Source organism: Blautia sp. MSK17_66, from assembly GCF_020538025.1.
Lineage (GTDB): Bacteria > Bacillota > Clostridia > Lachnospirales > Lachnospiraceae > Blautia_A.
The window spans coordinates 23,690-36,941 of the sequence record NZ_JAJBNQ010000001.1 but is presented as its reverse complement, the minus strand read 5'-3'; the positions used below and the strand labels follow the sequence as shown (position 1 = coordinate 36,941).

The window sequence follows — 13,252 nt, the reverse complement described above, 5'->3', positions numbered from 1 at the left end:
AGACAGTAGTTGTTTATTTTTGGAAACATTATTTCCGACAGCGGCTGACATTTAGAGCGAGCCCCATTTCACCGAGCAGGAAGACGATGGAAGTGCCACCGTAGCTTATAAAGGGCAGGGTGATTCCGGTGTTGGGTATTGTGTTGGTGACAACAGCGATATTCAGTATGACCTGGATTGCCAGATGTCCCATGATCCCGGCAGACAGAAGGGCTCCGGAAAGATCTGTGCTGTGCATGGAGATGACACAGAGCCTCCAGAGCAGCAGACCAAAAATAAATAGCAGAAGAATGGCTCCGATGAGTCCGAATTCTTCGCAGATAATAGAATAGATCATGTCATTCTGGGCTTCGGGTACGAAGCCCAGTTTTTGTATACTGTTTCCCAGTCCCCGTCCAAGAAGTCCACCGCTTCCAATCGCATAGAGTCCCTGGATAGTCTGAAATCCTTTTTCATATTTTTCTGGATTTCTCCAGATTGCCAGACGTTCAAGGCGATAGCTTTCGGCAGCCAGAAAAATGGTGATGAATCCAATGCCGGCACTGCCAAGAGCAAGAAACTGGAGATAGTGAGGTGAGGAAACAAATATCAGAATAACACCGATTCCAAGAATGATGATTGCTGTACTCAGGTTATTGGAGCCAACCAGACCGACGATAGGAAGAAGCGTAAACATAGTCCGAAACATAAACCAGAACCCGTCGATCTTTTTTCGAGAATTGTCAATCTGCCAGGTCAGAAAAAGAACAACAGCTACTTTGGCAAATTCTGATGGCTGGAAAGATAACGGTCCAAGGTTCAGCCATCGTTTTGAGCCATTGATCTCCTGCCCGAAAAGGAGTACAGCAGTTGATAACAGCATAGACAGGAAATATGCCGCCGGGGCAAGACGCACAAAGAAACGGTAACTTATATTTGAAACAAAGTACATCACGCCAAGTCCGAGTGAGGAGGCAAATAATTGTTTTTTGAAATAATAGGCAGAGTCATGAAATCGGACTCTGCCATTATATTCACTGGCACTGAAAAGAATAACAAGGCCCAAAACAGTAAGAAGCACTACCAGTGTCAGCAGGGTCATATCTGCCTGGAAAGAAGATTTTTCTCTGTTTTTTGACATGGCAGACTCCGAGATGGATTTTATTTAAAGTTATGGAAAAAATACAAAAAATATGCCTGCGGGATTACCGCAGGCTTTTTAGATAGATTTTCTGTTCTGGTGAGATCCGGTAGCTTTCAACGGCTTTTTGAATCGTTTTTCTGTGTACCCATTCTGAGAGTCGTCGTTCTTCCAGATATGGAATTGTTGCAGTCCATTGCTTTGCAAGAGCTGTTGCCAGATACCAGGCAATCATCATATTTACATAATATTCCTCTGAGGTTATATTGGCTGCCATTTCAAGATATTCCGGCTGAAAAGCATCATCCAGATAAAGTCTCATCAGCATACCGATTCCGTATCTAACAGTGTAAGTTTCACCAGATACGATCCAGTTCTGTATTTCCGACAGAAGTTCTCCGAGATGTTTTGCAAAACATTTCGGAGCAGGAAAATCACAGGTTGCCCAGTTATTTATGTATGGAAGAAATCTTTGGATCTCAGCAAGACAGGTCTCATAATCAGAAATAGAAGTAATGATCATCATATGCATATTATTTTCTTCATAGTATCGGTGCGGAAGCTGGGTAAGAAATTCCTCTGCACCTGGTGTTCTGGCAAATTCTTTTGTGAATTTGCGGAGAATCGGTGTCCGTATTCCTATGATGGTTTCTTTATCAATCCCCGGCATAAGTCTGCTGTGAAAATCCCGATACTTCAGATCCTGCATTTCAAATAATTGTTTTTCTAATTCTGTGATGCTCAGCATTTTTAGTCTTCAACAACCTCAAGTACGTCCATTGGGCATGCTTTTGCACAGATTCCGCATGCAATACATTTGGATGCCGGGTTCCCCTCAGTCTTAACGATCAGACCAAATGGACATGCTTCCGCACATTTGCCGCAGCCGGTACATTTCTTCTTGTTGATCATGTATACACCTTTTGCGTTCTGTGTGATAGCTCCTTCCGGACATGCTTCTGCACATTTACCGCACTGTGGGCAGGTCATTGGACGAATAGATTTCTTTTCTACAATCTCCAGACATGCAAGCTCCGGGTTGAAGGTTTTGTAGAATGCCTGAGAACAGGCATCAACACAGGCAAGACATGCCATACAGGTACTTCCTTTTTTTACTTTAAGTTTTTTCATTTGAATTCCCTCCGCGTGTTTTTTTCTTTTATTGTAACATTATTGATAATTTTACTCAATAAATTTTGTTTTTTTTATATATGAAATAATTTCTTGCCCCATATGTCTCGGGATTTTGTCATATCCATGACAAAACACCTCGCGGGATATTATTTGTGAACAGTAACTCTTGACTTCAAGTGCACTTCAAGTGATAATCTTGTATAAAAGAAAGTTGTAACTGTGAAGGTACTGAACCGTTACAGGAATACAAAAAAACACAGCGGGAGGAAAAGATATGTACACTGCATCAAAGGACAGATATACAACGATGGAATACAGCCACTGTGGAAACAGTGGACTGATGCTTCCAAAAGTATCGCTGGGATTATGGCATAATTTCGGTGACACTGCGAATTTTGAAAATATGAAGAAGCTTTGTTTTACAGCTTTTGATAATGGAATCACGCAGTTTGATCTGGCTAATAATTATGGACCGGAACCGGGAAGTGCCGAAAAAAACTTTGGCAGAATCCTGAAAGAAGATCTGGGTGTTTACCGTGATGAGCTGATCATCACTACAAAAGCAGGATATGAGATGTGGGATGGTCCTTATGGAAACTGGGGCAGTCGTAAATATCTTCTTGCGAGTCTTGATCAGAGTCTGAAACGTATGGGACTGGAGTACGTAGATATCTTTTATCATCACAGAATGGATCCGGATACTCCGCTGGAAGAGACGATGGGGGCACTGGCAAGTGCTGTGCAAAGTGGAAAGGCTCTGTATGTCGGACTTTCCAACTATGATGGAAAGACATTAAGTGAAGCAGCCGCAATCCTTAAAGACCTTCATTGTCCGTTTGTGATCAACCAGAACCGTTATTCTATCTTTGACAGAACTGTAGAGAAAAATGGCCTCAAAAAAACAACGGGTATTCTGAAGAAAGGATTGATTACATTCAGTCCTCTTGCACAGGGACAGTTGACGGATCGTTATCTGAATGGTATTCCAAAAGACAGTCGTATCAGGACAGACGGAAGATTTCTGAAAGAAAGCATTCTCGATGAGCACAGAATGGATCAGATCCGTAAGCTGAATGAACTGGCAGCACAGCGTGGAGAGAAACTTGCGGATATGGCTCTTGGATGGCTTCTTCAGAAGGAAGAGGTAACAAGTGTACTGATCGGTGCTTCAAAGCCTCAGCAGATTCTTGATAATATAAAGGCAGTCAGCTGTGCTCCGTTTACGAAGGAAGAACTGAAACAGATTGATGAAATCTCATTGAACTAAAATAAAAGAGTATAGTTTGAAATTAGAGGGAATGTTTGTAAGAATCCCCTGCATACACTGTAAAAACGGTGTCTTCGGGGGATTTTCCTTTGAAAGATTATATTGAAGAGCGGGCGGTGGAAGTTGCGTGTTACATAATTGAAACCCGTGCCACAGTGCGCCAGGCGGCAAAGAAATTTGGGATAAGCAAGAGTACGGTACATAAAGACTGTGCGGAACGATTGCGGACGATTAATCCTTCTCTGGCAGCAGAAGTGCGGAAGATCCTGGATGTGAATAAGCAGGAACGGCATATCCGGGGCGGACTGGCTACGAAAGAAAAGTATCTTCATATGGCGAGATGAAAAAAGCAGCTGGATTACAGCTGCTTTAATACATTGAGTAAACGGGCGTTGTCCTCTGGCATCATGATGCAGAAACGGATAAATTCTCCTTCCAGACACTGGAAAGAAGCACAGTCACGAATCATAAGTCCCTGTTTGATGCAGGCTTCGAAGACATCGAAAGAGGTCAGTCCCGGTTTCTGGATCTTGAGCAGGATGAAGTTGGCATAAGCCGGATAAACCTTATAGGTTGAAATCTCTTTTAGTTCCCTGTAAAGTTTTTCCCTTTCGGAAAGAATAAGATTTCTGGTAGCCTGAATATATTCCTGATCTTTGAGCATCAGTTCACCGGCATAGGCACCAAGGCTGTTTAAGGACCATGGAGTTTGTTTTTCTTTCATTTTGGAAAGGAAATCCATATTTCCGGTAATGCCATATCCGAGACGCATACCCGGGGCAGCATAAAATTTGGAAACACCACGCAATACCATGAGATTGGAAAATTCTCTGGTAAGCGGAACCGCGGTGATTTTGTCAATTTCCGGTGCGAATTCAACATAGGTCTCATCGATCATTACAAAAATATCATGATTGCTGCAGAAAGTGAGCAGTTTTCTGAGCTCTTCCTGAAAAATTGCAGAGGAGGTTGGGTTGTTGGGATTGCAGAGGATAAGAAAATCATAATTGTCAGCAAGTGTTTGGCAGAGATCATCAACATCCAGACAGAAATCCTGTTCCTCCCGCAGATGATAATATTCCTGCGTGCTTCCGGAGAAAGAAAGTTCGCGGGAGTATTCAGAATAAGTAGGTCCAAGAATCAGGGTATGCTTAGGTGCTTTTTCCTGAATCAACAGAGAAATCAGTTCGCTGGATCCATTTCCAGGAAGGATAAAATCAGCTGGAATATGGCAGTATTCTGAGATCGTATTACGAAGAGTTGTATAGTTTCGATCCGGATACGAAGAAAACAGATCAATATGAGAAGCAAGCGCTTCTCTGACATTGGATGAAAGGCCAAGGGGATTGACATTGGCTCCGAATTTTATGATATCTTCTTTATTTAAATGATAATAACTGCAGATTTTTTCTATATCACTTCCGTGGAAAACCATTTTGGTAGTCATAGTTGCATACTTCCTTACATTTTTTAGTTTAGTACTATCATAAAGCATTGAAGATATATCCGCAAGTAGATAAACTTGCTTTTCCGATGGATTTTGCATATAATAGATTTCATATTATCATAAAAGTAAAAAGACAGAGTGAGAAAACTCTGTCTTTTATTCAGCTAAATGGGGGATAGATATGCGATTAGAAAAAGTACAGGATGCGTTAAGAGCCAAAAATATTAAATACGAATATACAGAGGAAGACGGATGTGGAAGTCTGGATTTTATGTTTCGTGGTCTGAAATTTCATGTATGGGAATATCATGATGGAGTCTGGGGTGCAGAGACCAATATTTATGAGGCGGGAAGAAGCCAGGATATCGAGGGCGACTATGAAGCTGAGATATCTGCAGAGATTTTTTCCTGGCCGGATATGATAAATAATTAAAAGACAGGAGTAGGAAAACTATGAAACTAATGAATATTGCTGATGAGGGGATGCGGTATAAATCACAGCTATATGAATTGTATGAGATGGCTTTTCCGGAGCAGGAGAAAAAACCGCTTCACGTAATGGAACAGCTTGTAGAAGACGGTAAGATGGAAATGCTTGCAATAGTAGATGGAGATGAGTTTGTAGGACTTGCCATCAATATGCTTAGTGGAAATTGTGCACTGCTTGATTACTATGCAATCATACCGGAAAAACGAAGCGGAGGTTATGGAAGTAAAGGTTTGGAAGTTCTGCTTGTACATTTTAAAAATCAGAAATATATTTTTGAGATAGAAATTCAGGATGAACAGGCAGACAATGCACAGGAACGTAAACGAAGAAAAGCATTTTATCTTCGAAATGGACTGAAAGAGACAGGATTGTTTGCGAATGTGTATGATACGGATTTTGAAATTCTTACACCCGATGGAGAACTTACATTTCAGGAATATGTGGATTTCCTGAGAGAAGTGCTGGGTGAGGAGTATGTGCAGTTCCTGAATCCGACTTTACTTTCAGAAACAAAATAAAACAAAAGATAAAATAAACGGGGAGAATTATGGGAGAACATATAGTTTTAGTGTATCTGGTTGTGTGTCTGTTTGTATTTCTGGCGGGATTTGTAGATTCTATTGCAGGAGGTGGAGGGCTGATCTCTCTGCCGGCATATATGATCGCGGGACTGCCTGCACATACGGCAATTGCGACAAATAAGATCAGCAGTGCCATGGGAACGACGGTTTCCACTTTCTATTATCTGCGTCAGGGATTTATGAAATGGAAAATCTGCGTACCGGCCATTGTAGCTGCAATCGCGGGCTCTTCACTGGGTGCGAAGATTACTCTGATGATAGATGAGAAAGTTTTAAAGATAGCCATGCTGGTCGTACTTCCGGTCATTTTATTTTATGTGCTGAGAAGCAAAGCACTTCAGGAAAAGCCGGATTATGAAATAGTAGATAAAGTAACCCGAAATCTGATCATGAAGTGTATAGGAATTGCATTTGTAGTTGGAATATATGACGGAATCTATGGACCGGGAACAGGAACCTTTCTTATGCTGCTGTTTACAGCCTTTTGTCATTTATCACTGAATGATGCGGCAGGAACCACAAAGGCGATTAATCTTACTACAAACATTTCTGCACTTGCAGTATTTTTGTTCAATGGAGCGGCATATATTCCTCTGGGTGTTGCGGCAGGCTGCTGCAACATGGTTGGAAATTATCTGGGAAGTCATTGCTTTACAAGCAATGGAAGTAAAATTGTAAAACCGGTCATGGTGGTTGTGATCGTAATCTTTTTTATAAAAGTAGTGACGGAATTAATTGGATAAACAGAAGAGTAAGACCGGGGTGTTAATAGCCTCGGTCTTTTATAAATTCGTAGGTTCGTCTGCGATTGTTATGGTCATGATAGGCAAAATAGTTTTTCCTCATATCTGCGTACTGCGGCTTTTCTTTGAAACCATTTTTCGCATATTCGGAAATTTTCTGAAGTAGAGCTGTTCTTGTCGTGCAGCGTTCACCAAAAAGATCCTTCTCCATATCGATATAGCTTCCGCAGGTTTCGTTGTATTTCTCCAGATCAAACTGATAAAAGAGAATTGGTTTGCCCAGATAATATGCATCCCATGACACACTGGAGTAGTCCGTGATCAACATGGAGCATTTCATGATAAGCTGATTAAGCGGTACACTTCCAAATGGGATCAGCCTGATCTGAGAATCTTCTGTATGGAAAGAGGAGATATATTCCCGGAGTTTAGGATGAATATAAAAGATCAGTTCCGTATGGGAACTGTGCAAAAACTTCTGAAGCTCCGGATCGTTGAGAAGAGCTGTATATTCCTGGTAATATTGGCTCTGACAGAAAAATTCATCACTCTGGTCCTCCAGCCAGCTTCTCCATGTAGGCATGACAAGGATGGAGGGATGTGCAGGATCTGATTTATCTTTTAAAACATCCCAGCGGCTGAGTCCGGTTACAGGAATCTGTTCGGGCTTATAACCGAAATTCTCTTCAATGATGGATTTTTCCATTTCGGAAGAAGCAGTAAAATATGTCATGGAACTTGCACCTTTAGCTCCAAAAAGATTTTCCACCCGTTTCAGTGCCAGCACACCATGCTGGAGGAAATAGATATCGTGTTTATTGATCTCCCGGGAAATCAGATTTGGCATAGGTTTCCAGACGAATGCATGAAGCCGGCTATCTGATGCAACATATAATTCGGATGTGATCAGATACAGAAGGTGTCGGAAACTTAAAAAAGGAATAACATTGGAATGATATTTACGGGTATCCTTCCATTGAGGAGAAGATTTATCCAGTATGAAGAAAATGTTTTTTCGTTCTTTCTCTGGAAGGTATTTCATACAGTACTGAAAAAAATAAAAGCCGTTATCCTGAGCGGAGACACAGTATTTTTCATAAATAAGCCAGATATGGCGCTTTTTCCAGAATGGATGCAGCAATTTGCCAAGCCCGAAAGCCAGAAGTTCTTTAAAATGAAAACTCGGGCTGTCACAGGAGCGCAGAGGACGGCTTCGAAGGATGAAACGATGTCCTGTGCTTCCCATAGGGAAAAACAGACAGCCATTTTGGGAAATACAATAGTTTCCGAGGATGAGCTGTGTACGCAGTCTGGCACCGAGAATTACCGTCCAGGATTCTGAAGTCTTATCGGAACGAATCAGCAGATCCCAGTCATTTTCACCATTTTCCAGAACAGAAACATCCATCTGGAAAATCAGTTTCTGGGAAGTCCTGGAAATACACCTGAGAGGATGATGGAAATCCTGTGAAGAATTCTGATAATAAAGTTCTGCCCGAAGTTTCAGGTCAGGTTTTGGAAGCTGAATCGTAAGATATAGCTGAGTTTTATTTATTTTAATATGAGTGACATATAATATGTGTTCCATGAAAAAACTCCCTGTCATGTGAATTTTAATTGAAAAAAATTAGTAACTATTCAGAAGGTAGTATTCCGCGAGGTGTTTTGGAATGCATTTTGACTCGTGACTGTGAGGGTACTGAACAGTTACAAAAATTATACAAAACAGACGGTTAATTTGCAAGACAGTACCTTCCATTGACAATGGATAAGAAAGTGAGATAGAATGATATTCAGTGATAACAGAAAAATGATGAGGAAGAACAGATGGAGAGAAAATTAAAGTTTACCAAAGCAAATACGGCTGCGGTGAAAGGAATTGCAATTATATTTCTGATTTTATATCATGGATTTTCAATAAAAAGCAGGCTCTATGGCTATCCGGTAAGCTTCTGGCCATTGTCAGAGACAACTGCCATGGCAATCTGCCGTGTGATGGTCCAATGTGTGGGAATTTTTGCTTTTATGTCGGTATATGGTCTTACTTTGTCAATGAAAGCTCAGTATCAGGATTATGAATTTACAGGGCATGAGGCAACTTTGTTTGTGCTGAAACGTTATGTGAAGCTTGTCCTCTCTTTTACCATACCGTTTTTGTTCTGTATGGGAGTCACATATTTGACGAATACTTCTCGTTACAGCGATGGCTTTTCAATCAATCTGATCAATGCAGGAATGGATTTTCTTGGTCTGAGCCATCTTTTTGGAACACAGATGCAGATCAATACCTGGTGGTATTTAAGTCTTGAGATTCTGCTGATTTTCTTTATGCCGTTTCTGGTCAGATTTTATAAAAGATATGGATGGCTGATGGTTTTTATGTTTCTGCTTGTCGGAAGCTTTATGCTGGAGAAGCACGTACATCTCACAAAATATTTATTTGTAGCTCCGCTGGCAGTCTGCTTTGCAGATCAGAACGTTCTGGAACGGCTCAAGGGATTTCGCATTGTAAAGAACAGATTCTTGAATAAAATTCTGAAGCTTATTTTGTGTACGGGTATATTATATGTCCTTTGTAAGATGTTTAATATGAAATGGGGAACGGATCATTTTGAGTTCGTACTTAATGGTACGATACCGGTGCTGATCGTTTATATGTCATATGAGTTTGTGATTGAGATTCCTGGGATCCGCCAGATCTTGGAGTTTATAGGAAAACATTCTGCGAACATTTTTTATATCCATACGTTTATAAGAGCAGTATGGTGTAAGGATTTCACATATTCACTTGGACATGTGGCAGTTATATGGCTGTTTATACTGCTGAGCAGTCTTGCAATTTCAGTCATGCTTGGCTTTGTGCAGAAGTTAATACATTTTGATCAGTTTTCTGCATGGATTACAAAGAGGATTCTTGGTTTTGCAGATCGGAATTTATAAGAAAAACGCAGTACGGAATCTGAGGCAGATCAGATTTCATACTGCGTTTTATTAATTTCAATGAAATTTTTTCTTGATTTCTTCACAGATATGTTTACTGTGGCTGTTATCCTTGAACTGTAGATATTCCCTGCGCATTTTTTCATATTTTGGCTTCAGGTGGAAATCGTTCTGCACAGTTTCTTCCAGAAGATCCAGAAGCTGTGCTTCCGTTGAAGCCCTGTCGCCGAAGAGTTCTGTCTCCATATCGATATAGCTTCCATGAGCTTCATTGTATTTCTCAATATCAAACTGATAGAAAATACTTGGTTTATCCTGATACAAAATGTCCCAGCATACACTGGAATAATCTGTGATAAGCATACGACATCGCATCAGCATTTCATTTACAGCAACTTCGCCAAAGGAGATCAGATGTATGCGGCGGCTGATAGATTTAAAGTTGTCTGCGTATTCCTGAAATTTTGCATGCAGGTAAAAATTGATCTCAAGGTCATATTTTTCCAGGATATTATTCAGACGGACGGAATTCAGAAGTCCCATATAGTGGCGGAAATAGTCACTTTCTTCAAAATCTTTATCTGGTACAGAATCGAGCCAGTTTCTCCAGGTAGGCATGATCAGAATCTCACGTTTTCCCTGAGACTTATCCTTAAGTACATCCCAGCGAGGGAGACCAGTATTGATAACTTCGTCCGGTTCATATTCAAAATTGTCGATAATGGTCTGTTTTTCTTTGTTCGTAGAGACAACAAAGAGATTACAGCCACCTTTTTTGCCTTTCCCATAGAAATTGTCAACGCGTTTCAGGGCAATGACACCATGCTGGAGGAACACAAATGGTATTTTTTTGATATAGCGGTTAAAAATACTGTGTCGGGACTGCATGGCATACGTATGGTATCTGGAATCGGAGCTTACAATAAGGTCGGCTGCAAGCAGGTAGATCATGTGCCGGATGGACATGAAATTCAGAAGTCGGTTCTTATAAGGCTCTACTTTGGAACGATCCGGAGAATCTTTGGTTATAATATAGTAGATTTTTTTATTAAGAAAAGCTTCTTCGTTTTGTTCCATGCAGTGTTTAAAGAAATAATATCCGTTATCCTGTGCCATGGAAGAGAATTTCTCACAGACCAGACAGATATGTTTACGTTTCCAGTAAGGTTTGGCGATCCGATAAAGAAAAACAGACAAAAATTCCTTAAAGACAATGTCCATTCCATCGTATTTTTCCCGCTGGCGATTAGTAAATGCAAGAGTACGTTTGCTTGTATAGTATGGGAAGAAATAAAAGTTATCAGCTGTCTTGTAAGAGAGAGTGGAAAGAAATTTTTGCTGTATTCTTTGCCATGCAGTCATATAAATCGGAATTTGAGAAATTTTCCCGGTGTCTGCATTTTGAACCAGGACGAAAATATCCCAGTACAGACTTTTCCATTCAACAGAACGCAGGTCGAGAGAAATACTTATTCGCTGAAGGTTCTGATGAGATTTTATATTTTCGGTGGTAAAATCGTAAACTGCAGCGTCTTCTGCAAGCTTACTGCGGAAAAAAAGTCCGGTTTTTATATATTTGTGTCTGCTCTGTTCAAGATCAAAAGATACTTTGAGGATTCCGTGGGTGATCTTGAGTTTATGATAGGCACAGATCAGAAGATTTTCCATAAAAAATTTTCGTGAGCATAACCTTATAATAAGAAGATTGTCGAATCCTGCGGTAAGTATGCCGATATATTCATTAGGTTCGGGAGAAGTATCCTCCGGGAAATAAATATCGTTGATGAAAATATGATAGTCCATATTTAAATTTCTGTCAGGATGCAGAGAATATAAAAGTTTTTGATTGTCGGAAGTTATGCAGTTTAAGGTGAGAATAAGTGTATGATTCTTTTTAAAACAAATAAATTCATGAAAAACGGACAGATTTAGCCGGAAAGTATCAGGACTAAGCTGGATAAAAGGAACGGAAACTTCTTCTTTGGTTTCAGGATCACGTGCAAGGAAACTGAAAGAAGAAAAAGCGGTTACAGAAAAATCACTGAACTTTAAAACAATCTCTGCAGATGAAAGATCGGAAACGCTGACAGAGATGCTGTTCTTGATCCAGGAAAAAGATGAATCGGATGTATGTGATTTAAGTTTCATAATTCCTCCATATAAAATAGCTCCGGCTACACTTTCAAATACAGGGCAGACGGAAGCAGTGTTGTTTTTTTTTTGTAAGTAACATAATCATAACATAAAATTAATAAAAATTAAACATTTTTTGAAAGACAAAATATTAAAAAAACACTTGACATATAAAAAATGATATGATATTCTCTTACAGAACGCTGCCGAAGACAGTAGGTGCCGTAAGGCATAAGGATTAAAACGCCTACCGAGGACTTAGTATTCTATATAAGATTACATGAGACCTTACTGTCGTTATGCAGTAAGGCTTTTTTTATGACGCGGCGGTATATCAAAATCTATAAGGAGGTGTACCATTTATGGCAAAAGTAGAACTGAAACAACCAATCGTAGAAGAAATCGCAAACAGCATTAAAGACGCACAGGCAGTAGTTCTTGTTAACTACAGTGGTCTTACAGTTGAACAGGATACAATTCTGCGTAAGGAATTAAGAGAAGCTGGTGTTCATTACAAAGTTTACAAAAACACTATGATGAACCGTGCTTTTGCAGGAACAGCATGTGAAAGCCTTTGCCCACATCTGGAAGGAACAAACGCTCTGGCTATTTCCGATACAGATGCTACAGCACCGGCAAGAATCCTTGCTAAATATGCAAAACAGTTCCCGGCTCTTGAACTGATCGCAGGTGTAGTTGAAGGAAACTACAACGATCAGGCTGGAATCCAGGCTCTGTCCCAGGTTCCGTCCAGAGAAGAACTTCTTGGAAAACTTCTTGGAAGCATCCAGTCTCCTATCACAAACTTCGCTCGTGTGCTTAACCAGATCGCAGAGGCACAGGGTGGTGCTGATACAGAGGCAGCAGCAGAGTAAATCTGAATTCATCAGATTTACGGTACGCAGACGAAGCGTAGCGTAATTCGCAGTATACAGAAACTGCGAATCCTAAAATAATAAAATCTAATAAATGGAGGAAATTAAAATGGCAAAATTAACAACAGAAGAATTTATTGCAGCAATCAAAGAATTATCTGTATTAGAATTAAATGAACTCGTAAAAGCTTGCGAAGAAGAATTCGGTGTATCCGCAGCAGCAGGTGTTGTAGTAGCAGCAGCTGGAGCAGGTGCTGAAGCAGCAGAAGAGAAAGATGAGTTCGACGTAGAACTGACAGAAGTTGGACCGAACAAAGTTAAAGTTATCAAAGTTGTTCGTGAAGTTACCGGACTTGGACTGAAAGAAGCTAAAGCAGTAGTTGACGGTGCTCCGAAAGCTCTTAAAGAAGGCGCATCTAAAGCAGAAGCTGAAGACATCAAAGCAAAACTTGAAGCAGAAGGTGCTAAGGTTACTCTTAAATAATTCTGTTAAAGAAATAAGTGATGCGGGGACACCTGATG

Annotated in this window: 14 protein-coding genes and 1 other annotated feature; of the genes, 8 read left to right on the top strand and 6 right to left on the bottom strand. The window is 40.3% G+C overall.

Annotation, left to right across the window (positions count from 1 at the left end):
• Positions 1–28 precede the first annotated feature (28 nt).
• From LIR34_RS00165 to LIR34_RS00155, 3 genes are all read right to left on the bottom strand, one after another.
• Positions 29–1,120 (bottom strand): FtsW/RodA/SpoVE family cell cycle protein, encoded by a 1,092-nt coding sequence (locus LIR34_RS00165; protein ID WP_161285615.1) that lies wholly within the window; start codon positions 1,118–1,120, stop codon positions 29–31.
• A gap of 64 nt (positions 1,121–1,184) precedes the next feature.
• Entirely contained in the window at positions 1,185–1,868 is a 684-nt protein-coding gene (locus LIR34_RS00160; protein ID WP_173901624.1) for a DNA alkylation repair protein, read from the bottom strand.
• A 2-nt stretch (positions 1,869–1,870) separates the two neighbouring features.
• Positions 1,871–2,251: a 4Fe-4S binding protein gene (locus LIR34_RS00155; RefSeq protein ID WP_161285614.1), complete on the bottom strand. Its 381-nt coding sequence runs from the start codon at positions 2,249–2,251 to the stop codon at positions 1,871–1,873.
• 277 nt (positions 2,252–2,528) lie between these two features.
• Between LIR34_RS00155 and LIR34_RS00150 the strand changes: the two genes are divergently transcribed.
• Both LIR34_RS00150 and spoIIID read left to right on the top strand, forming a co-directional pair.
• Positions 2,529–3,521 carry an aldo/keto reductase gene (locus tag LIR34_RS00150; RefSeq protein ID WP_161285613.1) on the top strand — a complete coding sequence of 331 codons (993 nt, stop codon included), beginning with the start codon at positions 2,529–2,531 and terminating at the stop codon, positions 3,519–3,521.
• An 89-nt stretch (positions 3,522–3,610) separates the two neighbouring features.
• Complete coding sequence (gene spoIIID / locus LIR34_RS00145; RefSeq protein ID WP_161285612.1) at positions 3,611–3,865, top strand: sporulation transcriptional regulator SpoIIID; 255 nt, start codon at positions 3,611–3,613, stop codon at positions 3,863–3,865.
• Positions 3,866–3,879: 14 nt separating this feature from the next.
• On the opposite strand, the gene LIR34_RS00140 is transcribed toward spoIIID, so the two are convergent.
• The gene (locus tag LIR34_RS00140) at positions 3,880–4,968 is read right to left on the bottom strand and encodes a pyridoxal phosphate-dependent aminotransferase (RefSeq protein ID WP_173901625.1); all 1,089 of its coding nucleotides are present in this window, start codon (positions 4,966–4,968) and stop codon (positions 3,880–3,882) included.
• A gap of 181 nt (positions 4,969–5,149) precedes the next feature.
• On the opposite strand from LIR34_RS00140, the gene LIR34_RS00135 reads away from it, so the two are divergent.
• The 3 genes from LIR34_RS00135 to LIR34_RS00125 are packed head-to-tail and all read left to right on the top strand — an operon-like array spanning position 5,150 to position 6,782.
• Complete coding sequence (locus tag LIR34_RS00135; protein ID WP_161285610.1) at positions 5,150–5,401, top strand: kinase; 252 nt, start codon at positions 5,150–5,152, stop codon at positions 5,399–5,401.
• A gap of 20 nt (positions 5,402–5,421) precedes the next feature.
• Positions 5,422–5,976 carry a GNAT family N-acetyltransferase gene (locus tag LIR34_RS00130; protein WP_161285609.1) on the top strand — a complete coding sequence of 185 codons (555 nt, stop codon included), beginning with the start codon at positions 5,422–5,424 and terminating at the stop codon, positions 5,974–5,976.
• 29 nt (positions 5,977–6,005) lie between these two features.
• On the top strand, positions 6,006–6,782 hold the full coding sequence (locus LIR34_RS00125) for a sulfite exporter TauE/SafE family protein (RefSeq protein ID WP_161285608.1): 777 nt from the start codon (positions 6,006–6,008) through the stop codon (positions 6,780–6,782).
• A 22-nt stretch (positions 6,783–6,804) separates the two neighbouring features.
• Here LIR34_RS00125 and LIR34_RS00120 read toward each other — a convergent pair whose 3' ends face one another.
• Positions 6,805–8,370 carry a CDP-glycerol glycerophosphotransferase family protein gene (locus LIR34_RS00120; RefSeq protein ID WP_173901626.1) on the bottom strand — a complete coding sequence of 522 codons (1,566 nt, stop codon included), beginning with the start codon at positions 8,368–8,370 and terminating at the stop codon, positions 6,805–6,807.
• Positions 8,371–8,609: 239 nt separating this feature from the next.
• Here LIR34_RS00120 and LIR34_RS00115 point away from each other — a divergent pair, with 239 nt between their 5' ends.
• Positions 8,610–9,722 (top strand): acyltransferase family protein, encoded by a 1,113-nt coding sequence (locus LIR34_RS00115; RefSeq protein WP_173901627.1) that lies wholly within the window; start codon positions 8,610–8,612, stop codon positions 9,720–9,722.
• 57 nt (positions 9,723–9,779) lie between these two features.
• Here the strand turns inward: LIR34_RS00115 and LIR34_RS00110 are convergent, their stop codons facing one another.
• On the bottom strand, positions 9,780–11,525 hold the full coding sequence (locus LIR34_RS00110; protein WP_244092135.1) for a CDP-glycerol glycerophosphotransferase family protein: 1,746 nt from the start codon (positions 11,523–11,525) through the stop codon (positions 9,780–9,782).
• A 518-nt stretch (positions 11,526–12,043) separates the two neighbouring features.
• Positions 12,044–12,181, top strand: a sequence feature (ribosomal protein L10 leader region).
• A gap of 36 nt (positions 12,182–12,217) precedes the next feature.
• Between LIR34_RS00110 and rplJ the strand changes: the two genes are divergently transcribed.
• The gene (gene rplJ, locus LIR34_RS00105; protein WP_161285604.1) at positions 12,218–12,730 is read left to right on the top strand and encodes a 50S ribosomal protein L10; all 513 of its coding nucleotides are present in this window, start codon (positions 12,218–12,220) and stop codon (positions 12,728–12,730) included.
• A gap of 109 nt (positions 12,731–12,839) precedes the next feature.
• Positions 12,840–13,214: a 50S ribosomal protein L7/L12 gene (gene rplL / locus LIR34_RS00100; protein ID WP_161285603.1), complete on the top strand. Its 375-nt coding sequence runs from the start codon at positions 12,840–12,842 to the stop codon at positions 13,212–13,214.
• Positions 13,215–13,252: the final 38 nt, after the last annotated feature.

Coding starts and splice junctions, on each gene's coding strand:
- LIR34_RS00110 (WP_244092135.1), bottom strand. CDS start 11,525: ATGGACTATCATATTTTCATCAACGATATTTATTTCCCGGAGGATACT.
- rplL (WP_161285603.1), top strand. CDS start 12,840: ATGGCAAAATTAACAACAGAAGAATTTATTGCAGCAATCAAAGAATTA.
- LIR34_RS00165 (WP_161285615.1), bottom strand. CDS start 1,120: ATGTCAAAAAACAGAGAAAAATCTTCTTTCCAGGCAGATATGACCCTG.
- rplJ (WP_161285604.1), top strand. CDS start 12,218: ATGGCAAAAGTAGAACTGAAACAACCAATCGTAGAAGAAATCGCAAAC.
- LIR34_RS00140 (WP_173901625.1), bottom strand. CDS start 4,968: ATGACTACCAAAATGGTTTTCCACGGAAGTGATATAGAAAAAATCTGC.
- LIR34_RS00160 (WP_173901624.1), bottom strand. CDS start 1,868: ATGCTGAGCATCACAGAATTAGAAAAACAATTATTTGAAATGCAGGAT.
- LIR34_RS00115 (WP_173901627.1), top strand. CDS start 8,610: ATGGAGAGAAAATTAAAGTTTACCAAAGCAAATACGGCTGCGGTGAAA.
- LIR34_RS00125 (WP_161285608.1), top strand. CDS start 6,006: ATGGGAGAACATATAGTTTTAGTGTATCTGGTTGTGTGTCTGTTTGTA.
- LIR34_RS00120 (WP_173901626.1), bottom strand. CDS start 8,370: ATGGAACACATATTATATGTCACTCATATTAAAATAAATAAAACTCAG.
- LIR34_RS00150 (WP_161285613.1), top strand. CDS start 2,529: ATGTACACTGCATCAAAGGACAGATATACAACGATGGAATACAGCCAC.
- LIR34_RS00155 (WP_161285614.1), bottom strand. CDS start 2,251: ATGAAAAAACTTAAAGTAAAAAAAGGAAGTACCTGTATGGCATGTCTT.
- LIR34_RS00130 (WP_161285609.1), top strand. CDS start 5,422: ATGAAACTAATGAATATTGCTGATGAGGGGATGCGGTATAAATCACAG.
- LIR34_RS00135 (WP_161285610.1), top strand. CDS start 5,150: ATGCGATTAGAAAAAGTACAGGATGCGTTAAGAGCCAAAAATATTAAA.